At 72.2% G+C, this 23068-nt stretch carries 21 protein-coding genes; 4 read left to right on the top strand and 17 right to left on the bottom strand.

The genetic code is table 11. The features are described 5' to 3' along the window. The first annotated feature begins 42 nt into the window (after positions 1 to 42). Positions 43 to 798, top strand: coding sequence for a decaprenylphospho-beta-D-erythro-pentofuranosid-2-ulose 2-reductase (gene dprE2, locus HNQ79_RS07385; RefSeq protein ID WP_185028211.1), 756 nt, complete (start codon positions 43 to 45; stop codon positions 796 to 798). Positions 799 to 928: 130 nt separating this feature from the next. Here dprE2 and HNQ79_RS07380 read toward each other — a convergent pair whose 3' ends face one another. Both HNQ79_RS07380 and trpS read right to left on the bottom strand, forming a co-directional pair. Then, positions 929 to 1510, bottom strand: a complete 582-nt coding sequence (locus HNQ79_RS07380; RefSeq protein ID WP_185028209.1) for a 2'-5' RNA ligase family protein — start codon at positions 1508 to 1510, stop codon at positions 929 to 931. A 140-nt stretch (positions 1511 to 1650) separates the two neighbouring features. Continuing rightward, on the bottom strand, positions 1651 to 2661 hold the full coding sequence (trpS, locus tag HNQ79_RS07375; RefSeq protein ID WP_185028207.1) for a tryptophan--tRNA ligase: 1011 nt from the start codon (positions 2659 to 2661) through the stop codon (positions 1651 to 1653). A 229-nt stretch (positions 2662 to 2890) separates the two neighbouring features. On the opposite strand from trpS, the gene rocD reads away from it, so the two are divergent. Then, positions 2891 to 4105, top strand: a complete 1215-nt coding sequence (rocD, locus tag HNQ79_RS07370) for an ornithine--oxo-acid transaminase (protein WP_185028205.1) — start codon at positions 2891 to 2893, stop codon at positions 4103 to 4105. Positions 4106 to 4178: 73 nt separating this feature from the next. Here the strand turns inward: rocD and HNQ79_RS07365 are convergent, their stop codons facing one another. Beyond that, positions 4179 to 5363 carry a glutathionylspermidine synthase family protein gene (locus tag HNQ79_RS07365; RefSeq protein ID WP_185028203.1) on the bottom strand — a complete coding sequence of 395 codons (1185 nt, stop codon included), beginning with the start codon at positions 5361 to 5363 and terminating at the stop codon, positions 4179 to 4181. Positions 5364 to 5511: 148 nt separating this feature from the next. Next, entirely contained in the window at positions 5512 to 5799 is a 288-nt protein-coding gene (locus HNQ79_RS07360; protein ID WP_185028201.1) for a hypothetical protein, read from the bottom strand. A gap of 336 nt (positions 5800 to 6135) precedes the next feature. Here HNQ79_RS07360 and HNQ79_RS07355 point away from each other — a divergent pair, with 336 nt between their 5' ends. Next, positions 6136 to 6504, top strand: coding sequence for an STAS domain-containing protein (locus HNQ79_RS07355; RefSeq protein ID WP_185028199.1), 369 nt, complete (start codon positions 6136 to 6138; stop codon positions 6502 to 6504). 113 nt (positions 6505 to 6617) lie between these two features. Here HNQ79_RS07355 and pdxR read toward each other — a convergent pair whose 3' ends face one another. Next, positions 6618 to 8186: a MocR-like pyridoxine biosynthesis transcription factor PdxR gene (pdxR, locus tag HNQ79_RS07350; RefSeq protein ID WP_185028197.1), complete on the bottom strand. Its 1569-nt coding sequence runs from the start codon at positions 8184 to 8186 to the stop codon at positions 6618 to 6620. A 47-nt stretch (positions 8187 to 8233) separates the two neighbouring features. Between pdxR and HNQ79_RS07345 the strand changes: the two genes are divergently transcribed. Beyond that, the gene (locus HNQ79_RS07345; RefSeq protein ID WP_185028195.1) at positions 8234 to 8743 is read left to right on the top strand and encodes a carboxymuconolactone decarboxylase family protein; all 510 of its coding nucleotides are present in this window, start codon (positions 8234 to 8236) and stop codon (positions 8741 to 8743) included. Positions 8744 to 8896: 153 nt separating this feature from the next. Here HNQ79_RS07345 and HNQ79_RS07340 read toward each other — a convergent pair whose 3' ends face one another. From HNQ79_RS07340 to HNQ79_RS07285, 12 genes are all read right to left on the bottom strand, one after another. Then, the gene (locus HNQ79_RS07340) at positions 8897 to 9874 is read right to left on the bottom strand and encodes an ABC transporter substrate-binding protein (protein WP_185028193.1); all 978 of its coding nucleotides are present in this window, start codon (positions 9872 to 9874) and stop codon (positions 8897 to 8899) included. Positions 9875 to 9941: 67 nt separating this feature from the next. Continuing rightward, the gene (locus HNQ79_RS07335) at positions 9942 to 11987 is read right to left on the bottom strand and encodes an ABC transporter permease (RefSeq protein WP_185028191.1); all 2046 of its coding nucleotides are present in this window, start codon (positions 11985 to 11987) and stop codon (positions 9942 to 9944) included. Continuing rightward, on the bottom strand, positions 11984 to 13165 hold the full coding sequence (locus tag HNQ79_RS07330; RefSeq protein WP_185028189.1) for a quaternary amine ABC transporter ATP-binding protein: 1182 nt from the start codon (positions 13163 to 13165) through the stop codon (positions 11984 to 11986). Before HNQ79_RS07330 ends, HNQ79_RS07335 begins: the two co-directional genes overlap by 4 nt. Continuing rightward, positions 13165 to 14712, bottom strand: coding sequence for a GMC family oxidoreductase (locus HNQ79_RS07325; RefSeq protein ID WP_185028187.1), 1548 nt, complete (start codon positions 14710 to 14712; stop codon positions 13165 to 13167). Before HNQ79_RS07325 ends, HNQ79_RS07330 begins: the two co-directional genes overlap by 1 nt. A gap of 236 nt (positions 14713 to 14948) precedes the next feature. Next, entirely contained in the window at positions 14949 to 16400 is a 1452-nt protein-coding gene (locus HNQ79_RS07320; RefSeq protein ID WP_185028737.1) for an aldehyde dehydrogenase family protein, read from the bottom strand. A 188-nt stretch (positions 16401 to 16588) separates the two neighbouring features. Next, complete coding sequence (locus tag HNQ79_RS07315) at positions 16589 to 16939, bottom strand: hypothetical protein (protein ID WP_185028185.1); 351 nt, start codon at positions 16937 to 16939, stop codon at positions 16589 to 16591. 181 nt (positions 16940 to 17120) lie between these two features. Then, positions 17121 to 17909 (bottom strand): serine/threonine kinase C-terminal domain-containing protein, encoded by a 789-nt coding sequence (locus HNQ79_RS07310; RefSeq protein WP_185028183.1) that lies wholly within the window; start codon positions 17907 to 17909, stop codon positions 17121 to 17123. An 88-nt stretch (positions 17910 to 17997) separates the two neighbouring features. Beyond that, positions 17998 to 18555, bottom strand: coding sequence for a hypothetical protein (locus HNQ79_RS07305; RefSeq protein ID WP_229923339.1), 558 nt, complete (start codon positions 18553 to 18555; stop codon positions 17998 to 18000). Next, entirely contained in the window at positions 18552 to 18803 is a 252-nt protein-coding gene (locus HNQ79_RS07300; protein ID WP_185028181.1) for a helix-turn-helix transcriptional regulator, read from the bottom strand. Before HNQ79_RS07300 ends, HNQ79_RS07305 begins: the two co-directional genes overlap by 4 nt. A gap of 269 nt (positions 18804 to 19072) precedes the next feature. Then, positions 19073 to 20062 (bottom strand): malate dehydrogenase, encoded by a 990-nt coding sequence (locus HNQ79_RS07295; RefSeq protein ID WP_185028179.1) that lies wholly within the window; start codon positions 20060 to 20062, stop codon positions 19073 to 19075. Positions 20063 to 20408: 346 nt separating this feature from the next. Then, positions 20409 to 21728 carry a helix-turn-helix domain-containing protein gene (locus HNQ79_RS07290; protein WP_185028177.1) on the bottom strand — a complete coding sequence of 440 codons (1320 nt, stop codon included), beginning with the start codon at positions 21726 to 21728 and terminating at the stop codon, positions 20409 to 20411. A gap of 633 nt (positions 21729 to 22361) precedes the next feature. Then, entirely contained in the window at positions 22362 to 23066 is a 705-nt protein-coding gene (locus tag HNQ79_RS07285) for a DUF3017 domain-containing protein (RefSeq protein WP_185028175.1), read from the bottom strand. Between the last annotated feature and the right edge of the window lie 2 nt (positions 23067 to 23068).

Raw genomic sequence — 23068 nt, 5'->3', positions numbered from 1 at the left:
CACGCCCGCCCCGCCAGCACCCCACCCAAGGAGTACGCAGTCATGAAGGACGCCTTCGGCACCCCGCAGTCCCTGCTCGTCCTCGGCGGCACGTCCGAGATCGGACTCGCCACCGCCCGCCGTCTCGTCGCCCGCCGCGCCCGCACGGTGTGGCTCGCCGGACGGCCGTCCCCCGCGCTGGAGGCCGCCGCCGGACAGCTCCGCAGGCTCGGCGCGGACGTGCACACGGTCGCCTTCGACGCGCTCGACTCCGCCTCGCACGAGGAGGTGCTGGGGAAGGTCTTCGCCGAGGGCGACATCGACATGGTGCTGCTCGCCTTCGGGCTGCTCGGCGACCAGGCCAACGACGAGGCCGACCCGATGGCGGCCGTGCGGGTCGCCCAGACCAACTACACGGGGGCCGTCTCGGCGGGCCTGGTGTGTGCGAACGCGCTCCAGGGGCAGGGGCACGGCTCGCTGGTCGTGCTGTCGTCGGTGGCGGGCGAGCGGGCCCGGCGCGCCAACTTCATCTACGGGTCGAGCAAGGCGGGCCTGGACGCGTTCACCCAGGGGCTGGGCGACGCGCTGGTCGGCACGGGAGTGCACGTGATGATCGTCAGGCCCGGTTTCGTACGGACGAAGATGACGGAGGGCCTCCAGGAGGCCCCGCTGGCCACGACGCCGGAGGCGGTCGCCACGGCGATCGAGGCGGGGCTGCGCAGGCGCGCGGAGGTGGTGTGGGTGCCGGGGACGCTGCGGGCGGTGATGTCGGCCCTGCGGCACGTCCCCAGGCCCCTCTTCCGCCGCCTGCCGATCTGACGCACCCACCGAACCCCCGCAGGGCGCCCCTCAGGAGGCGCCCCCTCAGGGGCGCGGGGAACTGCGCGACCAGCCACCCACGCACCCGCAGAGACACACGGCCGGCCCCCGCCTCCGTACGGCCCCCGCCTCAGTACAGCACCGGCGCGTCGTGCGGCAGCCCCTGCGGCGGCAGGTCGCCCGCCGCTCCCCCGCCGAACGCGTAGTCGCACAGCTTGCGCCAGACCCCGTCCGCGCCCTGCTCGTACAGCGCGAACGACGTGCACGACCACTGCGCGACGAACTCCGCCAGTTCCCCGTACGCCCGGTCCATGCCCTCCTCGCTGATCCCGTGCGCGACGGTGACGTGCGGGTGGTACGGGAACTGGAGCTCGCGCGCCAGCGGCCCCGAGGCGTCCCGCACCCGCTTCTGCAGCCACGCGCAGGCCGACGCGCCCTCGACGACCTTCACGAAGACGACGGGCGACAGCGGGCGGAAGGTGCCCGTGCCGGACAGCCGCATCGGGAAGGGCCGGACGGATTCGGCGAGGGCCGCCAGGTGCGCCTCCACGGCCGGCAGCGCGTCCGCGTCGATCGCGGTCGGCGGCAGGAGCGTGACGTGCGTGGGGATGCCGTGGGCGGCCGGGTCCCCGAAGGCCGCACGCCGCTGCTGGAGCAGGCTGCCGTACGGCTCCGGGACCGCGATCGAAACGCCGAGCGTTACGGTCCCCACGTCGTTCTCCTCCGTCGTCGGTGCGGGCGAATGGCTGCGGGCGATGGTGCTGTACGGGTGCAGTGTGGCGGGCGCAGGGGCCTCGGGGCCAGAGCCCGAGGTCCAGGGCTCGCGGGACCTGCGTCACGTCCCTGTGCGGGTCAGTGCTTGGCGGGCAGGAAGCCGATCCTGTCGTACGCCTGGGCGAGGGTCTCGGCGGCGACGGCGCGGGCCTTCTCCGCACCCTTGGCGAGGATCGAGTCCAGCGTCTCGGGGTCGTCGAGGTAGCCCTGCGTGCGGCTGCGGAACGGCGTGACGAACTCGACCATCTGCTCGGCGAGGTCCGTCTTCAGCGCGCCGTACATCTTGCCCTCGTACTCCTTCTCCAGCTCGGCGACCGGCTTGCCGGTGAGCGTGGAGGAGATGGACAGGAGGTTGGAGACGCCCGGCTTGTCCACCGGGTCGAAGCGGATGACGGTGTCGGTGTCGGTGACCGCGCTCCTGACCTTCTTCGCGGTGACCTTCGGGTCGTCGAGCAGGTTGACCAGGCCCTTGGGCGTGGAGGCGGACTTGCTCATCTTGACCGACGGGTCCTGGAGGTCGTAGATCTTCCCCGTCTCCTTGAGGATGTACGGCTCCGGGAGGGTGAAGGTCTCGCCGAGACGGCTGTTGAAGCGCTCGGCGAGGTCGCGGGTCAGCTCGATGTGCTGGCGCTGGTCCTCGCCGACCGGGACCTGGTTCGCCTGGTACAGCAGGATGTCCGCGACCTGGAGAACCGGGTAGGTGAACAGGCCGACCGTCGTCCGGTCGGAACCCTGCTTCGAGGACTTGTCCTTGAACTGCGTCATCCGGGAGGCCTCGCCGAAGCCGGTGAGGCAGTTCATCACCCAGCCGAGCTGGGCGTGCTCGGGCACGTGACTCTGCACGAAGAGCGTGCACCTGTCCGGGTCGAGACCGGCGGCGAGCAGCTGGGCGACGGCGAGCCGGGTGTTGGCGCGCAGCGCGGCGGGGTCCTGCGGAACGGTGATGGCGTGCAGGTCCACCACCATGTAGAAGGCGTCGTGCGTCTCCTGCAGCGCCACCCACTGGCGCACCGCGCCGAGGTAGTTGCCGAGGTGGAACGAGCCTGCGGTGGGCTGGATGCCGGAGAGCACACGGGGTCGAGAGGCCATGTACGCCATTCTCTCAGGTACGGGAGAGGCACTCGTCCCGGGGAGCGGCGGGCAAGTGGGGGAATCCGGACCGGGCCGGCCCCCGCGCACGGCCGGCCCGGCTGCCTCCGGCGACAAGGTTTCCGCACGGCCGCGCCGACCGACGATAGAAAGGAGCGCCGTCCGCGCCTTTCGCCGGACGGCCGCCCCGGTAGACCACTGACGATCAACGATGATCGGAGTTGCCCACGTGTCGACAACGGACGCCACGACCGCCGCCGCCCTCGCTTCCGCCGAGGCGCACAGCGCGCACAACTACCACCCGCTGCCCGTCGTCGTCGCCGAGGCCGAGGGTGCCTGGATGACCGACGTCGAGGGCCGCCGCTACCTCGACATGCTCGCCGGGTACTCGGCGCTCAACTTCGGCCACGGCAACCGCCGCCTCATCGACGCCGCCAAGGCCCAGCTGGAGCGGGTGACGCTGACCTCGCGGGCCTTCCACCACGACCGGTTCGCCGCGTTCTGTGCGGAGCTGGCGGCCCTGTGCGGCAAGGACATGGTGCTGCCGATGAACACCGGCGCGGAGGCCGTGGAGACCGCCGTGAAGACCGCCCGGAAGTGGGGCTACCGGGTCAAGGGCGTACCGGACGGGCGGGCCAGGATCATCGTCGCCGCCGACAACTTCCACGGCCGTACGACCACCATCGTCAGCTTCTCCACGGACCCCGAGGCGCGCGCCGATTACGGCCCGTACACCCCCGGCTTCGACATCGTCCCGTACGGCGACCTGGAGGCGCTGACGGCGGCGATCACCGACGAGACGGTGGCCGTGCTGCTGGAGCCGATCCAGGGCGAGGCGGGGGTGCTCGTGCCGCCGCCCGGATACGTGGCGGGCGTGCGGGCGGTGACCCGGGAGCGGAACGTGCTCTTCGTCGCGGACGAGATCCAGTCGGGGCTCGGCCGTACCGGGAAGACCTTCGCGTGCGAGCACGAGGGCGTGGTGCCCGACGTCTACGTGCTCGGCAAGGCCCTCGGCGGCGGGGTGGTGCCGGTGTCGGCGGTGGTCGCGTCGGCGGACGTGCTGGGGGTCTTCCGGGCGGGCGAGCACGGGTCGACGTTCGGCGGGAACCCCCTCGCGTGCGCGGTCGCGCTGGAGGTCGTCGCGATGCTCCGCAGCGGCGAGTACCAGCAGCGCGCCACCGAACTCGGCGACCACCTGCACCGCGAGCTGAACCTGCTCGTCGGCGGCGCGGTGCGCGCGGTGCGCGGGCGCGGCCTGTGGGCCGGGGTCGACATCGACCCGGCGCGCGGCACCGGGCGGCAGATCTCCGAGCGGCTGATGGAACGGGGGGTGCTGGTCAAGGACACCCACGGGTCGACGATCCGGCTCGCCCCGCCGCTGGTGATCAGCAAGGAGGACCTGGACTGGGGGCTGGACCAGCTGCGGGCCGTGCTGAGCGAGTAGGGGCCCGCGCGGGACGAGGGGCCGCTCGGAGGGCGAGGGCTCCCGCGGAGGCGCCTCGGAAGGGGGCGGGCCCTCAGAGAATGACGTGGGGCAGGAAGCGGGCGTACTCGTCCGTGACCGGCCCCGCCGACTCCCGGATGCCGAGCCCCGCCGCCTCGTCCTCGACGACCCATGCGCCGAGCACCGTGCGGTTGCCGTCGAAGTCGGGCAGCGGGGCCAGCTCCTGGTAGCAGACGGGGTCCTGGGAGACCTCGGGCGGCGCGGAGCCCGGCGCGTGGACGGTGACTCCGGCGCCCTCGCGGCCGAGGAGGGGCTTGGCCACGTACCCCTTCTCCCGCGCCAGTTCGCGCGGGCCGTCGAGGTAGGAGGCGAGCAGGTTCGGGTGGCCGGGGTAGAGCTCCCAGAGGACGGCGAGGAGGGCCTTGTTGGACAGCAGCATCTTCCAGGCGGGCTCGATCCAGCAGGTGCTGCCGGTGCCGCCGCCGTTGTCGAGGGTGGACAGCACGTGCGGGCCGAACCGGTCGGTGGCCAGCCACTCCCACGGGTAGAGCTTGAAGCAGCTGCGGATGAAGCGGAGCTTCTCGTCGACGAAGCGGCCGGAGAGCCGGTCCCAGCCGATCTGCTCGACGGAGAGCGCCTCGGTGCGCAGGCCCGCCTGCTCGGCGGTCTCGCGCAGGTACGCGACCGTCATCAGGTCCTCGCCGAGTTCGTCGCCGTCGGAGTGCGCGAAGTGCAGCGGTCCCGGCGGCAGGAGGCGCGCCTGCGTCCTCCACGCGTCGACCAGGCGCTCGTGCAGGGAGTTCCACTGGTCGGCGCCGGGGAACAGCTCCTCCATCCAGAACCACTGCGCACTGGCCGCCTCGACGAGGGACGTGGGGGTGTCGGCGTTGTACTCCAGCATCTTGGCAGGGCCGGTGCCGTCGTAGCGCAGGTCGAAGCGGCCGTACAGGGAGGGCAGTTCGGCGCGGCGGTGCCAGGACTCGGCGACCAGCCGGGCCAGCTCGGGGTCGGTGATGCCGAGGTCGGCGAAGCGGCCGGTGGCGACGATGTGCGCGGCGGCGGCCAGGCACATCGCGTGCAGCTCCTCCACGACCTCTTCGAGCGCCTCGACCTCGGGGAGCGTGAAGGAGTAGTACGCGCTCTCGTCCCAGTAGGGGCGCAGGGTGTCGTCGGGGTAGCGGGTCAGGGGGTAGATGACGCCCTGTTCCTCGACGATGCGCTGCCAGTCGGGGCGGGGGGCGGTGGTGTGGCGTTTCACGGGGTGCCTCTGGGGTGGCGGTCGGGCCGGATGGACGCGTACGGGCTTGCGGGGCCGCCGTCCCGGCCGGGAGAGACCCCACGCGGGCGGAGCAGGAGCTCGTACCGGCGCGAAGGCTCGGTACGGACGGGGTGCCGGCGGGGCGGGGTCAGCCGCCGCCCGAGCCCGAGCAGCCGAAGCCGCCCCGGCTCACCGCGGACTTGTCGAAGCTGCCGCCCTCGACCTTGCTGTTGTTGACCTTGCCGCCGTAGTAGTAGCCGGCCGAGCCGCCGCGTCCGCCGCTGTCGCAGTCGGAGTCGGACCGCACCTCGCGGGTGCTGCGGTCCGCGCACCGCTTGTCCGGCTCCGAACCGCAGGACGTGAGCGCCAGTGCGAGCAGTCCCATGCTGCCGAGCGCCACCGTGCTGGACCTCATTTTGCGCCGTTGCGCCGCCATGCCCCGCCACTCCCCCGTGATTCTCCGCCGGTGCGCTCCACCGGCTCCGGACCGTCGACAGACTAAAGGGCTCCTGCCCCGGGAGGAACGCCGGAGTCCGCACCGCGTCGATTTGCCCGGTGGGCCGGACACCCCCAGCAATGGTTTATTATTCATCTATGCGCGGGTCCTTCACCGCGCCCCCCGAACCGCCCCGGCCGGTCTCCCCCGTCCGGCCGGGGCTTCCGCTCGCCCGAGGCATCCGTTTCCCCACGGTGTCCGCCGCGTGTTCGTGCGGCCGGGTGATCCGTGAGCGGCGCCAGTACCCGGGGGCGCCCGGGGCTCGTTGCAGACGGCGTGAACACCACTGCAAGCCCCTCCCACATACTGCCGAAGAAGCACTCCCCCGCTCCCCGGGTCACCTCCGTGGTCGCCTCCTGCCGCACCGAGGGGAGCACCCTCTCCATCGCCGTCCAGGGCGAGATCGACCACTTCACGGCGGCCCCGCTGAGCGCGCTGCTCACCTCGGCGGCGGCCTTCGGGCACACCTGCCTCGTGGTCGACGCGTCCCGGGTCACCTTCTGCGACTCGGGCTTCGTCAACGCACTGCTGGCCTGGCGGCGCGGCGGCAGACGGCTCGTGCTGGCCGCCGCGTCCACGGCCGTGAGACGGCTGCTGGCGGCGACCCGGTGCGGGCACCTGCTGGCGAAGGAGGCCCGGGGCTGAGCCGAGGCCGACGCACGGGCCGCACCCCGGCCCCCTTCCCCCGACCCCGGGCTCCGTACGGCGACGTACGGAGCCCGGGGCCGGCCCCGTACCCGCCACAAAAGCATCCGGCGCTACGGCAGGGCCCTGATCAGCGTCTCCAGGGTGCCCGCCCAGGCGCTGTCCGTGGGCGTCGCGTAGCCGACCATCAGCCCGTCCCGGCCCTCCCCGGGCGCCTGCGGGTGCCGGAAGCCGGAGAGCCCCACCACCGCCAGCCCCTGCCAGTGCGCGGCCCGGACCACCGACCGCTCGGTGCCGCGCGGGAGTTCGAGGATGGCGTTCAGCCCGGCCGCGATCCCGCTGACCGTGACGTGCGGAGCGTGCCGGGCGAGTGCGGCCACCAGGTCGTCGCGCCGCCGCCGGTAACGCAGCCGCGCGGAGCGGATGTGCCGGTCGTACGCGCCGGAGGCGATGAACTCGGCGAGGGCGAGCTGCTCCAGCGCACTGGAGGTGTTGTCGTGCGGGGAGAGCAGGCCGAGGCAGTCCTCGGGCAGCACCGCCCAGGACAGCCGCAGTCCCGGCGCGAGGGCCTTGCTCGACGTTCCCAGGTAGACGACGCGCTCCGGATCGAGCCCCTGGAGCGCGCCGACGGGCTGGCGGTCGTAGCGGAACTCGCCGTCGTAGTCGTCCTCCAGGATCAGCGCGCCCGTGCTCCGCGCCCAGTCGACGGCCGCCGCGCGCCGGTCCGGGTGCAGGGCCGCCCCGGTCGGGAACTGGTGGGCGGCGGTGAGCAGCACCGCCCCGACACCGCCGCCCAGCTCCGCCAGCGTGCCTGTCCGCGCGCCGAGTTCGTCGACGCCGATCGGCGGGATGCGCAGCCCGGCCGCCCGGAAGCACTCCCGGTGGAAGTCCAGTCCGTACTCCTCGACCGCGACGGCCTTCGCGCCGGGACTGCGGCGGCGCAGCGCCCCGGCGAGGAAGGTCAGCGCGTTCACGTACCCCGACCTGATCACGATGCGCTCCGGGTCGGCGTGCACGCCCCGCGCCCGGGCCAGGTACTCGGCGAGCACGGTGCGCAGCTCGGGCCGGCCGCGCGGATCGCCGTACCCGAAGGCCTCGTACGGGGCGGCGGACAGCGCCTTGCGGTACGCCTTGACCCACTCGGCGCGCGGAAAGGACGACAGCTCGGGCGAGCCGGGCAGCAGGCTGTACGCGGGCGCGGTACGGGCCGGGGGCCGGGCCCGCCCGGCGGGCGGGCGGTGTCCTGCGGGAGCGGGCGCGGTCCGCACGGGGCCGGTCCGCACGGGGCCGGCCTGGGAGCGATCGGTCTGCGTGCGGCCGGTCCGGGTGTGCCCCGCCTGTGGGTGACCATCCTGCGCGTGCCCGGTCCGTGTGCGCCCCGGCTGCTTGCGTGGCGCGGCGGGGGCGGCCCGCTCGGCGACCCGTGTCCCCGATCCCTGGCGGGCGGTGAGCCATCCCTCCGCGACCAGTTCCGCGTACGCGTCGGCGACCGTGTTCCGGGCGATGCCGAGATCGGCGGCGAGGGTGCGGGAGGAGGGCAGCCGGGTGCCGGGGGCGAGCCGGCCGCTGCGGGCGGCCTCGCGCAGGGCGTTGCGCAGACCGGTCCGCAGACCGGGTCCGTGCAGGTCGAGATGGAGGTCGACGCCGGAGGACGCCAGGAAATTGGCCCAGGAATCTTTCACGGAAATGGACCATACCGGCGGGCCGCGCGCTCCGTACCGTGGTGCCCATGACCACGAACGAGAACACCTCAGCAGCCACCCGCGTCCCCGAGCACACGCCCCGCATGAACTGGACCGAGCACGCCCCCGAGGTCTTCAAGGCGATGCTCCAGCTGGAGAAGGCCACCACGAAGCGGCTGGACCCGGTGGTCGCCGAACTCGTCAAGATCCGGTCCTCGCAGCTCAACCACTGCGCCTACTGCCTCGACATGCACACCAAGGACGCCCTCGCGGCGGGCGAGAGCGTGGAGCGCATCATCCAGCTGTCGGCGTGGGAGGAGTCGCAGCACTTCTACACGGCGAAGGAGATCGCCGCGCTCGAACTCACCGAGGCGATCACGGTGCTGACCGACGGTTTCGTCCCGGACGAGGTGTTCGACAAGGCCGCCAAGCACTTCGACGAGGTCGAACTCGCCCACCTGATCGCCGCCATCAACACGATCAACGTGTGGAACCGCTTCGCGGTCTCGACCCGGATGGTCCCCGGCCACTACACGGCGGGCTCGCACAAGGGCTGACGGCGGGGCGAGCACGCGGACCGGCCGGAGAGCGGTTCGCCGTCCCATCGCTTCCTCCGCCACCGGCTCCGCCGCCGGTGACGGGTGCGCACACCGCGCCGGGCCCGACGGACTGATCCGTCGGGCCCGGCGCGGTGTGCGTGTGCGGTCCGGCTACTTCTTCGGGATCCAGGCCTTCCAGGTGGACTCGTTGGCCTTGACCCACTTCTCGGCGGCGGCCTCCGGCGAGAGCTTCTGGTCGGCGATCATGAGGGCCACGTCGTTCTGCTGGTCGGTGGTCCACTTGAAGTTCTTCAGGAAGGTGGCTGCGTCGCCGCCGTCCTTCGCGAAGTCCTTGTTGAAGAACTTCTGCAGCGGGGTGTTCGGGTAGGCGCAGGCGATCTTCTTTAGATCGGCGTCGCAGCCCTCCTTGTACTCCGGCAGCTTGACCTCGACCATTTCGATCTCGTTGTTCAGCCACTGCGGGTTCCACCAGTACGTCAGGAAGGGCTTCTTCTCCTTCGCGTACTTCCTGATCGCGGTGATCTGGCTGGCCTCGGAGCCGGCGAACTTGGGCTTGAGGTTCAGCTTGAGGTTCTTGATGAGGGCTTCGTCGTAGGTGACGTAGTCCGGGGAGCCTTCGAGGATCTGGCCCTTGCCGCCGCTCTCGACGGTCGCGAAGTCCTTGGCGTACTTGTTGAGGTTCTTCCAGTCCGTGACGTCCGGGTGCTTGTCCGCGTAGTACTTCGGCACGAACCAGCCGATGTGACCGGTGACCCCGAGGTCGCCGCCCTTGACGACGGTCTTCTTGTTCTCGACGTACTGCTTCTCCTCCTTGGGGTGGCCCCAGTCCTCCATGATCGCGTCGATGTCGCCCTTGGACAGGGCGTCCCACGCGAGGACCTCGCCCATCTGCTGGGACTTGACCGTGTAGCCCATCTCCTTCTTCAGGAGGTACGAGGCGACGGCGACGTTGGCCTGGGCGCCGACCCAGGAGGGGACGGTGAGGGACACGGTCTTCGTGCCGCCCGCCTCGGTGCTCCTGCCGGTCTCCGCGGCGCCGCAGCCGCTGAGGGCGAGCAGGCCGAGGACGGCGGAGGAGGCTATGGCGGCGCGGGCCGCGGTGGTGCGCGTGAGCTGCGTGCGATTCATGACGCTGATCTCTCTTCTCTGGCGGGAAAGCGAAGACGGAGGAGCGGGAGCGAGTGGTGCGGCAGGCTCAGGCACCCTTGCGGGCACGTGCCTTCGCGGGCTGGGTGAGGCGGTCCAGGACCAGGCCGAGGCAGACGATCGCCGCGCCGGCGGTCATGCCGATGCCCATCTCGCCGCGGGACAGGCCCTTGACGACGTCGTAGCCGAGCGCGCCGCCACCGACGAGGCCGCCGACGACGACCACCGCCAGGACGAGCACGACACCCTGGTTGACGGCGAGCTGGAGGGCGGGGCGGGCCAGCGGGAGCTGGACCTGGAGGAGCTGCTGGCGGGACCCGGCACCGAGGGAACGGGATGCTTCCATGGCGGCCGGGTCGACCTCGCGCAGCCCCTGGGTGGTGATGCGGATGACCGCGGGCAGCGCGTACACGACGGCCGCGATGATCGCGGAGGCGCGGGTCACCCCGAACAGGGCGACGACCGGGATCAGGTACACGAACTGCGGCATCGTCTGCATCGCGTCGAGCACCGGTCGTACGACACGTTCGAAGCGGCGGGCGCGGGCGGCCATGATGCCGACCGCGAAGCCGATCACGAGGGTGACGACGAGGGCCGCCAGGACCTGGGAGAGCGTGTTGAGGGACTTGTCCCAGACGCCCAGGACGCCGATCCCGGCCATCGCGAGGGTCGCGGTCAGCGCGGTGCCCCAGGTGCCGACCAGCCAGGCCACGCCCGCGACGAGCAGCAGCAGTGCCCACCAGGGGAGCCAGGTCAGGCCGTCGTGCAGGGGGTTGAGGACCCACAGGGTGAAGTTCTGGGACCACACCTCGGTGCCGCCGAGGACCGGGACGCCGGACGACAGGTTCTCGGTGATCCACTCCTGGGCCTTGTTGACCGGGGTGGAGATGCCGTACGTCCAGGCCTCGGGCCACAGCCGGGCACCGGCGAGGCGTCCCGCGACCGCGGCGGCGACGGTGCCCGCGGCCACCAGGGCCCAGGCCCACCGGCCGTGCAGGAACCTGCCGCGGCCCGAGGGCGCGGCGGAGGAGGCGGAGTCGCCGATGCGGTCGCCCGCGGCGGCGGTCGTACGGTCCAGCCAGATCGCGATCAGCACGATCGGGATGCCCGCGGCGAGCGCCTTGCCGACGTCGACCGTGGACAGCGCGGAGTAGACCTCCTCGCCGAGGCCGCCCGCGCCGACCAGCGCCGCGATGACCACCATGGAGAGCGCCATCATGATCGTCTGGTTGAGGCCGAGCAGCATCTCCTTGCGGGCCAGCGGCAGCCGGGCCGTGCGCAGCCGCTGCCAGCCGTTGGAGCCGAGCGAGGTGGCGGCCTCCAGCACTCCGGCGTCCGCGCCGCGCATGCCGAGCGCGGTGAGGCGGGCCATCGGCGGGGCGGCGTAGATGACGGTGCACAGCAGGGCGGCGGGCGTGCCGGTGCCGAAGACCAGCACGAACGGCAGCAGGTAGGCGAACGCGGGCAGTACCTGCATGGTGTCCAGGACGGGGCGCAGGATCCGGTCGAAGCGGTCGGAGAGCCCGGCCGCGAGACCGAGGACGACGCCGACCAGGGACGCGGCGGCCACCGCGACGATCATCAGGGCGATCGTCATCAGCGTCGGGTCCCACATGCCGAGCGCACCGCAGACGGCGAACGCGGCGAGCGCGGTGGCCGCCACCTTCAGTCCGCTGCGGCCCAGGCCCCCGGCCCGCCAGGCGAGCAGCACGGCGCCGGCGGTGACGCCGACCCAGCCGAGCTGGGCGAGGCCCGCGTACACGGCGTCGACGGCGCTGGTGGCGGAGTTGGAGAGGTGGAGCAGGAAGTAGAGGAAGAGGGGGTGGGTGTCGCGGTTGTCGAGGACCCAGTCGTTGGCGTCGTCGAGGGGTCCGGACACGTCCACGGTCTGGGCGGCGGGCCAGCCGCCGCCGCCCCACAGTGCGGCGCCCAGCGGCAGCAGCACCAGGACGGCGACGGCGAGCGGCAGGAGCTTGCGGCCGGCGCGGTGGTGCAGGACCGTGCGGAACTTCCCGGCCGGGGCGGGCCTGCCGTCCGCGGGGGAGGGTTTCTCGCGCTGGTCGCGCGCGGTGGCGGAGATCGTGGGAGCCGTCATGCGGGGATCACCTCGCCGGTGGTACCGGTGGCGGCGTCGGGCCGCGGTACGCCCGCGCCGGCGGACGTACCCGTCGCACCCGTAGCGGCCGGGAAGTCGGCGCCCAGGCCCGCCACCACGGCGAGCAGGCCCTGGTGGTCGACGACGCCCAGGCAGCGGCCGTTGTCGACGACCCGGACGACGCCTCCGGTGCGGACGACCGCCTCGATGGCCTCGGACACGGTGACGCCGGGGGCGACGGACGCGCCCTGCTCGGCCTCGTCGCCCACCGGGGGGCGCATCGCGGTGCGGGCCGTCATGACCTGCTCGCGCGGCACGTCGCGGACGAAGTCCCGTACGTAGTCGTCGGCGGGCGAGCCCACGATCTCCTCGGGGGTGCCCATCTGGACGACCCGCCCGTCGCGCATCAGGGCGATGCGGTCGCCGATGCGCAGGGCCTCGCTGAGGTCGTGGGTGATGAAGACCATGGTGCGGCCCTCTTCGTCGTGCAGCCGGCAGACCTCTTCCTGCATGTCGCGGCGGATCAGCGGGTCCAGTGCGCTGAACGGCTCGTCGAACAGCAGGACCTCGGGGTCGACGGCGAGGGCGCGGGCCAGGCCCACGCGCTGCTGCTGGCCGCCGGAGAGCTGGCCCGGACGGCGGTTCTCCAGCCCTTGCAGGCCGACCTTGGCGACGACCTCGGCGGCCTTGGCGCGGCGCTCGGACTTGCCCATGCCCTGGATCTCCAGGCCGTAGGCGACGTTGTCGAGGACCGTGCGGTGCGGGAGCAGGCCGAAGTGCTGGAAGACCATGGCGGCGCGGTGCCTGCGCAGTTCGCGCAGCCGGCCCTTGTCCATGGCCAGGACGTCCTCGCCGTCGATGGCGAGCGAGCCTGAGGTCGGCTCGATGAGCCGGGTCAGGCAGCGGACCAGCGTCGACTTGCCGGAGCCGGAGAGGCCCATGACGACGAAGACCTCGCCCTTGCGGACGTCGAAGGAGACGTCGCGGACGGCGGCGGTGCAGCCGGTGCGGGCGCGGAGCTCCTCGACCGACAGGTCGGCGTACTCGGCGTTGCCGGGGATCTTCTCGGCCTTGGGGCCGAAGACCTTCCACAGGTTGCGTACGGAGAAGACGACGTCGTCCCCGGCGCTCTGCGCGGTCCCGGTGGCCTCTGCGGTTCCTGCGTGGGTACTGGACATTACGCGGCGCCTCCCGGAGCTGCGGTGGGACGGACGAGCAACTCCGCGCACTTCTCGCCGACCATCAGGACGCCGATCATCGGGTTCACGGCGGTCATGGTCGGGAAGACGGACGCGTCGGCAATGCGGATGCCTTCGAGGCCCTTGATCTTCAAGTCTGGTGTGACGACGGCGAGTTCGTCCTCGGCGGCACCCATCTTGCAGGTGCCGGCCGGGTGGTACACGGTGTGCGCGACCTTGCGGGCGTACTCGCTGAGGTCCTCGTCGGAGACGACGTCGGGACCGGGGCAGACCTCTCGGGTCAGCCAGCCGGCGAGCGGTTCGGTCTTCGCGATCTCGCGGGCGATGCGGATGCCGTCGACAAGGGTGCGGCCGTCGTAGTCGTCCTCGTCGGTGAAGTACCGGAAGTCGAGGGAGGGCTTCACGGCCGGGTCGGCGCTGGTGAGGAAGAGCCGGCCGCGGCTGCGCGGCTTGGGGATGTTCGGGGTCATCGACACACCGTGGGCGGGGCGTTCGTACCCCAGCCGCTCCGGGTTGTCGGTGAAGGGGATCTGGTAGAAGTGGAACATCAGGTCCGGACCCGCGTGCTCCGGGTCCCGCTTGACGAACAGGCCCGCGTCGGAGTCCATCGCCGAGTTCTCGGGGATCGGCCCGTCGGTCTCCCAGACGATGACCGACTCGGGGTGGTCGAGCAGGTTCTCGCCGACGCCCGGGAGATCGAGGGCCACGGGTATGCCGAGCGCTTCGAGGTCGCGCGCCGGGCCTATCCCGGAGTGCATGAGCAGTCGCGGGGTGTCCACCGCGCCCGCGCAGACCAGGACTTCGCGGGTCGCCCGGACGAGGACCTCCTCGCCGTCCTTGGTGCGGACGTGGACGCCGCGCGCCCGGGTGCCCTCCAGCTCCAGCCGGTACGCCCAGGTCTCCAGCATCAGGTGGAGGTTGGGGCGGTCCAGGAACGGGTGCAGGTACGCGACCGAGGCGGAGGACCGCTTGTTGTCCTCCGGGTGGTAGGCGAGGTCGAAGAAGCCGACGCCGTCCTCGAAGGGCTTGTTGTTGAACCCTTCGACGCGCGGCACGCCGAGGGCGCTCTGCGCGGCGTCGACGAAGTCGCGGGCGATCGCGTTCCGGTCCTTCCGGTCGACCGGGACGATGTTGTTGCGGAGCTTGGAGAAGTACGGGTCCATGGCCGCCGCACCCCAGCCCTCGGCGCCGTTCGCCTCCCACTCGTCCCAGTCGGACGGCAGCGGCTTGAACGCGATGAGGGTGTTGTGCGAGGAGCAGCCACCGAGGACGCGGGCCCGGCTGTGCCGGATGTGCGAATTGCCGCGTGGCTGCTCGGTGGTCGGGTAGTCGTAGTCCAGCTCGCCGCCGAGGAGGCCCATCCAGCGCCGGAGGGTGAGGACGTCGGGGCGGTCGACGTCGGAGGGGCCGCCCTCGATGACGGCGACACGGACGGAGGGGTCCTCGGTGAGGCGGGAGGCGATCACCGAACCGGCGGTTCCGCCGCCGACGACGACATAGTCGTACTCGTGGGTGGGATCGGGCATGGATGCTCTCCTGTTCGTACGGAAGGTGCTGCGCGTAAGAGGGCGGTCGGGACGGGTCGGGGCCAGGGGTCCTGGCCCCGCCGCCCGGCGCGACGGGGTGAGGGGGCGGCAGGGCCGCTCAGGTGGGTGGGCCGATGGGCCCGGCGGGGGGCCGGTGGCCGCGACGGGCAGGCGGTCCTCCGGGCCCCCCGGGGCGCGGTCACCTCGGTCGCCGCCTCCCGCCTCGGCCCGAGGTGTCAGCCCGCGAACCAGCGAACCGGCTTCGGGGCCAGGTTCTGGTAGATGTGCTTGGACTCCCGGTACTCGGCCAGGCCCGCCGGGCCCAGCTCCCGGCCGATGCCGGACTTGCCGAATCCGCCCCACTCGGCCTGCGGCAGGTAGGGGTGAAAATCGTTGATCCAGACGGTGCCGTGCCGCAGCCGCGCGGCCACCCGGCGGGCGCGGCCGGGGTCGGCGGACCAGACGCCGCCCGCGAGCCCGTACTCGGTGTCGTTGGCGAGGGCGATCGCCTCGTCCTCGGTGGTGAACGTCTCGACGGTGAGGATCGGCCCGAAGGTCTCCTCCCGGACGACACGCATCTCGCGGTGGCAGCCGTCGAGGACGGTCGGCCGGTAGAAGTACCCCTCGTAGCCGTCGCCCTCGGGCCGCTTGCCGCCGGCGCGCACGGTCGCGCCCTCTTCGATGGCCGCGGCGACGTAGTACTCGGTCTTCTCCAGCTGCTGGGCGGAGACCAGCGGTCCGCACTCGACGCCCTTCCCGGTGCCCCGCCCGATCCGGATCCGCTCGGCACGGCGGGCGAGTTCGGCGACGAAGCGCTCGCGCACGGACTCCTCGACGATGAGCCGCGCTCCGGCGGAGCAGACCTGCCCGCTGTGGATGAAGGCGGCGTTCAGGGCCTGGTCGACGGCCGTGTCGAAGCCCTCCTCGGTCGCGCAGGCGTCGGCGAAGACCACGTTCGGGTTCTTGCCGCCCAGCTCCAGGGCGACCTTCTTGACCGTCTCGGCGGCCGCCTGCATCACCTTCGTACCGCTGACCAGGCCGCCGGTGAAGGAGACGAGGTCGACGTCCGGGTGCTCGGCCATCCGGGCGCCGACCGAGGCGCCGGGTCCGGTGACGATGTTCGCGACGCCCGCGGGCAGGCCCGCCTCGACGAGCAGGGCGATCAGCGCGACCGTCGTCATCGGCGTGATCTCGCTGGGCTTGATCACGAAGGTGTTGCCCGCGGCGAGCGCCGGGGCTATCTTCCAGCTGGCCTGGAGCAGGGGGTAGTTCCACGGGGTGATCAGCGCGCACACGCCCACCGGCTCGTGCACGACGACGCTGTGGATCTCCGGCGAACCGGCGTCCACGACCCGGCCGCCGCCCTCGCCGATCACCAGGTCGGCGAAGTAGCGGAAGGCGTCGGTGACGCAGTCGATGTCGACGCGTCCCTCCTCCACGGTCTTGCCCGCGTCCTGGGCCTCCAGCCGGCCCAGTTCCTCGCGGTCGCGCTGCAGGAGGTCCGCGACACGGCGCAGCAGGGCTGCGCGCTCGGCGGTGGGGGTCCGCGGCCAGGCGCCCTCGCCACCGGCGAAGGCCTTGCTCGCGGCGGCGACTGCGGCGTCGACGTCTTCGACCCCACCCTCGGCGACCACGGCGAACGCCTTCGCGTCCGCGGGGTCGAGGATGTCCCGCGTGGCACCGGACATGGCTTCCTGCCACACCCCGCCCACATGAATGGTCTTTTCAGCCGACACGTCGTTTTCGCCTTCCGTTTCCCGTTTTGTTCCACACCGGTGGAACTGGCGGCGGGACCCCTCCCCCGGCGGGCCGAAAGCATGCCGAATACGTGGCCGAAAGTGCCATGAGTCACTTACAGGCCGGACATAAGACCCGATCAGGCTTGCTGTGCGTCCGGGGCGGCCGCGAGCTTGGTGAGGGCCAGCGCCTGCACGAGCCGCAGGCCGGGCTCGGCCTTGCGCAGGGCCCGGACGGCGGCGATCGAGTCGGGCTTGAGGTCCGCCAGGGGAAAGCCCGTGGATGCGATGCGCTCCCGGGCCCACAGGCCGCGCAGTTCGGCCTCCGAACGGGACGGGACCGCTTCCACGAGAGCGATGGCGCGGCCGAGGCCGGGGCGCTCGGCGTCGTCGGCGGACGCGAGGGCGCGGCGGAGTTCGCCGAGGATCTCCTCGCGGTCGCTCAGAGCGACGACCAGGGTGTCGGGCTTGCTGCGGAACAGTTCGGGCATGGGGTGCCTCCGGGCGCGGGATGTTCGCGGGTGAACTTGATCAAGATATGAGGCCGCCGGAACGCTCACGCGTGCAAGGGTCGGAGCTCGGAGGGGTCGGAGCTCCAAAGGCCCGGAGTTTCCAGGGCCCGGAGTTTCCAGGGCCCCGGGCGGAAGCGCCGAGATCCGGGGGTGCTGCGGGTCACTCCTCGCCGGGGGCGAAGTGCCGCAGGGCCGTTTCCAGGACGGTCCGCTGGCGGGGCCACTCGGCGGCGGGCCCGGCCACCGCGAGGACGTGGCGCCGGCCGTCGGTGGTCGGGAACACCCGTTGGACGAGCGTCAGCCGCTGCCCGGTCCGCGGGCTGTCGTACGAGTGGACGAGCTCGGCCGAGCCGCGGGTGGTGGGGTGCAGGGCGTGCAGCTCGTAGCCGGGCCGTTGCCGGTGGGACGCGACGGTGACCCGCAGCGCACGGGTCGCACTCGTCCGGGTCCCGGCGAGCGGCCAGAACCGGAGGAAGCGGGAGTGCGGGGAGTCGGACGACCGGTAGTGCACGGAGCCCGCCACCTCGCGCCGCCAGCCGACGGGAACGGCGAGGGTGACACCGGAGGGGTCCCGGATCACGGCGGAGTCGGGAGGAAGTACGGGGGTCCCGGACGCCCCGGGCAGCCGCGAAGTCACCTTCTCCGATGGGGCCTTGACCGGAGGCCGGGGCTTCGGCGCCAGCGGCGCGGCCTGCCGCGCCGCGGGCGGGGCAGGCGACGGCGTGGCCGGAGCGGCAACGGGGTCCTGGACGATCCACCCCGTGCCGACTCCGACCAGGAGCCCGAGCACCACGAGGAGGACGTTGGGCGGCGTGAAGCGGAACCGGAACCGTCCTCGCGGCTTCGCCGCGCTGAACGGGGAGCGCGCATACAGGGGTTGCCCGCCGTCCCCCTCCCCCGCTCCCGCCCCGTCCCGAACCGCGCGCGCCGGGTCGTCGGCCTGCGCCATGGCCCGTCCCCCTCCGCCGCTTGAACTCCTGTACCGGCAAGGGGACATGGTAGGTCCCGGGCAGCCGACCGGAACAGGTCGTGGGGATTCAGCCGTAAGAAGGGCCCTCGCCGTCGTCGGCGGAGTCGTCCGCCGGGGCGTCCTGCGCGAGGAGGCCCGCGATCCACAGCGGCATCATCCAGTGGAGGACGAAGACACCGGCGAGCAGCGGCGCGACGTACGCGCGCGTGAGGTGACCGTCGCCGAGGACCGTACTCACCCACAGGCCGACCGCCGCGCCGAAGATGAGCGCCCCGGTCATCATGTGCGCCGCACTGCGGGCCCGCTCGCGCTCCAGAAGCTGACGTTCGTCCAGGGCCCGGACGCGCAGCTCGAACAGGCCCCGGGTGGCACTGTTGAGCGCTCCGGTGGCCAGGCACCAGAGGAGGAGAACGGGGAGGAGGGCGAAGGCGGCCCACAGCTCGTCGTACGTGAACATCCGCGCGACGAGGGTCACCGCCGCGGCGGTGAGACCCACGCTCGCGGCGACAGCGGCCCGGCGACGGCCCTTCGTCGCGTGCAGGACGCGTCCCCGCGGATCGTTCATCAGCGCCCGCATGCGCCGGTCGTATCCCGTCAACTCGGTCTTGTCGGCGGTCGAGTTCATGGCTGTGCCTTCCTCCCGTAGATCTCCTGCGTGAGCGGGCCGAACGGCTCCAGGGAGAACAGCGCCTCCACCGGCAGCTCGAAGAACGCGGCGACCTTCAGGGCGAGATCGAGGCTCGGGTTGTACTGCCCGCGCTCGATGTAGCCGATGGTCTGGTAGTGGACGCCCACCGCCTCGGCGAGAGCCTGCCGCGACACCTTCCGCTCGGCTCTCACGACAGCCATTCTGTTGTGCACCTGCTCGCTCATGTATAAGAAGTACTACATTCCACAGCAGGAGCACAACACTCTGGCGCACACAAAGCCCCCCGGCGGTAGGACCGCCGGGGGGCTTTATTGGGTTCTGTCTCGGATCAGGCCGAGCACGCACAGCGATACGCGTAGATCCTGCGCGGTCGGATCGGGCCGAGCTCACGCACCGCGTCGCGCACAGCTCCTCCACGCGCCCCTCGCACCCATCGGCCCCTGAGGGCCTCCCGGGCTTCGGGACGCTGCGCCGGACTCCGTCCGTCGACCGGTCAGATCAGGCCGAGCTCACGCACCGCGTCGCGCTCTTCCTTGAGCTCCTGGACCGAGGCGTCGATGCGGGCGCGGGAGAAGTCGTTGATCTCCAGGCCCTGGACGATCTCGTACTTGCCGTCCTTGCAGGTGACCGGGAAGGACGAGATGAGACCCTCGGGGACGCCGTAGGAACCGTCCGACGGGATGCCCATCGAGGTCCAGTCGCCGGCGGCCGTGCCGTTGACCCAGGTGTGCACGTGGTCGATCGCGGCGTTGGCGGCGGAGGCGGCCGAGGACGCGCCGCGGGCCTCGATGATCGCGGCGCCGCGCTTGGCGACGGTCGGGATGAAGGTGTCGGCCAGCCACTGCTCGTCGTTGACGACCTCGGCGGCGTTCTTGCCGGCCACCTCGGCGTGGAAGATGTCCGGGTACTGGGTGGCGGAGTGGTTGCCCCAGATCGTGAGCTTCTTCAGCTCGGAGACCGGGGTGCCGGTCTTCTTCGAGAGCTGCGAGAGCGCACGGTTGTGGTCCAGGCGGGTCATCGCGGTGAAGCGCTCCGCCGGTACGTCCGGGGCGGCGGCCTGCGCGATGAGCGCGTTGGTGTTGGCCGGGTTGCCGACGACGAGCACACGGATGTCGTCCGCGGCGTTGTCGTTGATGGCCTTGCCCTGCGGCTTGAAGATGCCGCCGTTGGCGGAGAGCAGGTCGCCGCGCTCCATGCCCTTGGTACGGGGGCGGGCGCCGACGAGCAGCGCGACGTTGGCGCCGTCGAAGCCGACGTTCGGGTCGTCGGTGATCTCGATGCCCTGGAGCAGCGGGAAGGCGCAGTCGTCGAGCTCCATGGCGGTGCCCTCAGCGGCCTTCAGGCCCTGCGGGATCTCCAGGAGACGCAGCTTGACCGGCACGTCCTGGCCGAGCAGGTGGCCCGAGGCGATGCGGAAGAGCAGCGCGTAGCCGATCTGGCCGGCCGCGCCGGTGACGGTGACATTCACGGGAGTGCGGGTCATGGCGATCTCCGTAAGACAGGCGAAGTGGCGGGGGTCCCGGCCCCTCTGTGCGGGATATCTCGATGTGGAGAGATATCCGCCCGTCAGGCTATCGGACCCCGGCAGGACGGGATCCCCGGGTCCCTGTGGGACGCCGCACATCATCCGCCCCGGACGGTACGAAACCCGGCCGCACCGTCCCGGCGCGCCGCCGCGGGGCGCGGAGACGCCGACGGCCGCCCGCGCAGAGGGGGGGGAGCGCGGACGGCCGTCCCGGGGTTGGCGTACACCCGTGGGGGGATGAGGTCCGCCTTCCCCGGAGGGCGGCGGACATGCATCCGGCGTCGTGTTTTTCTTTACCCGGCCCCTACTCGGCGACCGTGCAGCCCTTCTGGCCGGACTTCAGCGTCGCGCAGGCCTTCGCCTCGTCGGCCGTGGCCGCCTGGACCATCTTGGTGTAGGCGCTGCTGTCCGCGCCCGCCACCCCGTTCTGCCCCGCGGCCGAGGTGTCCGAGGACACGGTCACCTTGTCGCCGCCGGCCGCGCCGGTGATACGGGCCCAGGCCGCGCCGCAGGTCTTGCTGTAGCGGACCTCGATGCTGGTCGCGCCGACCTTGCCGCGCGCGGACGTGACGGCGTACTCGCCGCCGCAGCCCATCGCCTCGGGGTCCTTGCCGTCGCAGTCCTTGCCGGTGCACTTGACGCCCGGCGGCAGCTTCTCCGCGGGCGCCTCGGTCTGCGAGGCCACCGGCGTCTTGCCCGCCGTCGGGTCCTTCTCCTTGTCGTCCCCGCCGGTCAGCAGAACGGCGGCGACGATCACGAGCAGCGCGCCGACGACGCCCGCCAGGAACATCGTCAGCTTGCGCCGCTGACGCTGCCGGTCCGGCGCCGAGTTCGGCGGCGACTGGTGGGAGGGGTGCGACGGCTCGGGCACCGAGGGGCGGCTGTGTCCGCCCGGACCGCCGGAACCGGAGCCGGGCCGTCCCGTCGGCGCGGAGGCCGACGGGCTGTTGTAGCTCTGGCCCTGGTGGAAACCGCGTTCGAAGTCGCTGGCGAAGTCACGCTCGGCGCGCGCGGTGCTCCGGGCACCCTTGCCCGCACCCAGGCCCGCACCGGCGCCGAGAGCGGTGCCCGCGCCCGGCGCCGAAGGCTTCCCCTGCCCCGTGCGCTGCCGGAGCTCGTCGGGGATCTTCAGGTTGGTGGTCATGTCGAACGCGTCGGTGTTCGGCTTGGCCGCCCGCTGGGAGCCGGTGGTCGTCAGCGGGCCGGAGTCCGAGCCGGGGCGCGCGGGCGGAGCGGCACTGCTCTGCTTGCGCGTCGCCCGGCCGGTCTTCGCGGCGGGCTGCCCGAACTCGCCCAGCGCGGCACGCGCCTGCGAGATCCGGATGGCCTCCATCGTCATGTCGTGGCGCATCTCGGAGCGGCTCCAGGCGCGCTCGGCGAGCTCCCACATGGTGGTGAGGTGCACGGGATTGGTCCCGGTCACCTCGGACAGCGCGACGACCGCGCCCTTGGGAGCGAGCAGCCGTCCGCCCAGATAGCGCTCCCAGGACGTCTTGCTGTACCCGGTGCGGTCCGCCACGGCAGCGATGCTCAGACCGCTGCGGTCCACGAGCCTGCGCAGCTGGTTCGCGAACTCCCTGACCTGCGGGTCGAGTCCCTCCGGCAGCGCTTTCCAACGAGGCATTGCTTCCCCCTTGTCCCCCCGTACGTTCCTGATGTGCCCCGCGCTCTTTCCCTGCCCCCTGCCCGTGTCCCCGAGAACCTGGGGAAACCTGGCTACCCAGAGGGATGCGCGAAGCCAGGATGTCAGTTCCTGGGGTGGGAGCGCACGGGAGCGGATCGGAACACCGGCGCACGCCGTTGCGCGCCTCTCGTCCCGATCGCCTGAACCAGTGTCCCACCGATGCTGTGTGCGGATTGCCGTAGCCCTGCCCTCTGCCTCCCGGCATCCCTCATGTCACTACAAGTCCACCTTTCGATGCCTTCGCGTGAAACATGTTTCTTGCGGTGTTCCGCAGTGGAACGCCAGGCTCCGGCCGGACACCAAGACGACGTCCAATACCGGAACGGTTCCCTCCACTTCTGCCCGCGGATCTTTCGTTCGAACGCTCCGCGGCACCCCCGGCCACATGGTTTCCCGGGTCCTACCTGACGGCGTGCAACTGCGCGCCACCGCCCCGTCTGTGGCATCCCCCACACCGGGCGCGGGCGCCGCGGCGTGGGCCCGTACATGACGGTGGCCGGTTCCTCCCCGCGGAACGGGAAGGAACCGGCCACCGGCCTTTCGCGGGGAACGGCCGTTCCCCGCGGCGCGTGCTCAGCGCACCGTGAAGCGGACCACCGACTCCAGGATGGGGATCTTCAGCCCGTTGGGCTGCGCCATCATCGCCAGCAGCGTGATCGTCAGGCCCAGCGCTCCGTAGGTCACGATGTCGGTGAAGCGGGAGCGGACCGCGAGCATGCCCACCGACGGCAGGAACCAGCGCAGTACCGCACCGGTGAGCAGCGCGACCCCCACCAGCACCGTGCCCAGCCGGAATCCGATCCCGAACGCGTCCACCGCGACGAGCAGCAGCCCGAGCGCCGTCATGCCGAGGACGGCGATCAGCGGCCACTGGCGGGCGGGCGCCGGGGCGTCGCGCGGCGCGGCCCGCCCGCCGCCCTCGGGGCGGGCGGTGTCCCGGGTGAACAGGGGAAAGCGGCGGGTGGTGCGCACGGGCCCGTCGGGGCCGGGAGCGCTGACGACGCCCTTGGCCCCGTCGACTCCGTCGACCGCGTCCGCCTCGTCCGGCACCTCGAACGCACCGGAGCCGGCGGGAACAGCGCTCGCCCCGGCCCTCCGGTTCGCGTCGCTCTGCTCGGTCCCGGCGGTCGCTCCGGTCGCCTCCGCGGCGCCGGTCCCGGCGGTCGCTCCGGTGGTGGCCGTCACCTCGGCCGCGCCCGCCGTGTCGGCCGCGGCCGTCGGCCCGGTCGCTTCCGGTTCGGTGCCGCGCGCGCCGCGGTCGTCTGCCTTGCCGGGCATCG

This window comes from Streptomyces candidus, from assembly GCF_014207445.1.
In the GTDB taxonomy this organism is placed as follows: Bacteria; Actinomycetota; Actinomycetes; order Streptomycetales; family Streptomycetaceae; genus Streptomyces; species Streptomyces candidus.
The sequence above is the reverse complement of the archived record's forward strand: the minus strand, read 5'-3'. Positions and strand labels throughout refer to the sequence as shown.

What these genes read in the sequence shown, in the direction of transcription:
- dprE2 (WP_185028211.1), top strand. Translation starts at nt 43, where the DNA reads ATGAAGGACGCCTTCGGCACCCCGCAGTCCCTGCTCGTCCTCGGCGGC.
- trpS (WP_185028207.1), bottom strand. Translation starts at nt 2,661, where the DNA reads ATGGCCTCTCGACCCCGTGTGCTCTCCGGCATCCAGCCCACCGCAGGC.
- HNQ79_RS07360 (WP_185028201.1), bottom strand. Translation starts at nt 5,799, where the DNA reads ATGGCGGCGCAACGGCGCAAAATGAGGTCCAGCACGGTGGCGCTCGGC.
- HNQ79_RS07345 (WP_185028195.1), top strand. Translation starts at nt 8,234, where the DNA reads ATGACCACGAACGAGAACACCTCAGCAGCCACCCGCGTCCCCGAGCAC.
- HNQ79_RS07340 (WP_185028193.1), bottom strand. Translation starts at nt 9,874, where the DNA reads ATGAATCGCACGCAGCTCACGCGCACCACCGCGGCCCGCGCCGCCATA.
- HNQ79_RS07335 (WP_185028191.1), bottom strand. Translation starts at nt 11,987, where the DNA reads ATGACGGCTCCCACGATCTCCGCCACCGCGCGCGACCAGCGCGAGAAA.
- HNQ79_RS07330 (WP_185028189.1), bottom strand. Translation starts at nt 13,165, where the DNA reads ATGTCCAGTACCCACGCAGGAACCGCAGAGGCCACCGGGACCGCGCAG.
- HNQ79_RS07325 (WP_185028187.1), bottom strand. Translation starts at nt 14,712, where the DNA reads ATGCCCGATCCCACCCACGAGTACGACTATGTCGTCGTCGGCGGCGGA.
- HNQ79_RS07320 (WP_185028737.1), bottom strand. Translation starts at nt 16,400, where the DNA reads ATGTCCGGTGCCACGCGGGACATCCTCGACCCCGCGGACGCGAAGGCG.
- HNQ79_RS07315 (WP_185028185.1), bottom strand. Translation starts at nt 16,939, where the DNA reads ATGCCCGAACTGTTCCGCAGCAAGCCCGACACCCTGGTCGTCGCTCTG.
- HNQ79_RS07310 (WP_185028183.1), bottom strand. Translation starts at nt 17,909, where the DNA reads ATGGCGCAGGCCGACGACCCGGCGCGCGCGGTTCGGGACGGGGCGGGA.
- HNQ79_RS07305 (WP_229923339.1), bottom strand. Translation starts at nt 18,555, where the DNA reads ATGAACTCGACCGCCGACAAGACCGAGTTGACGGGATACGACCGGCGC.
- HNQ79_RS07300 (WP_185028181.1), bottom strand. Translation starts at nt 18,803, where the DNA reads ATGAGCGAGCAGGTGCACAACAGAATGGCTGTCGTGAGAGCCGAGCGG.
- HNQ79_RS07295 (WP_185028179.1), bottom strand. Translation starts at nt 20,062, where the DNA reads ATGACCCGCACTCCCGTGAATGTCACCGTCACCGGCGCGGCCGGCCAG.
- HNQ79_RS07290 (WP_185028177.1), bottom strand. Translation starts at nt 21,728, where the DNA reads ATGCCTCGTTGGAAAGCGCTGCCGGAGGGACTCGACCCGCAGGTCAGG.
- HNQ79_RS07285 (WP_185028175.1), bottom strand. Translation starts at nt 23,066, where the DNA reads ATGCCCGGCAAGGCAGACGACCGCGGCGCGCGCGGCACCGAACCGGAA.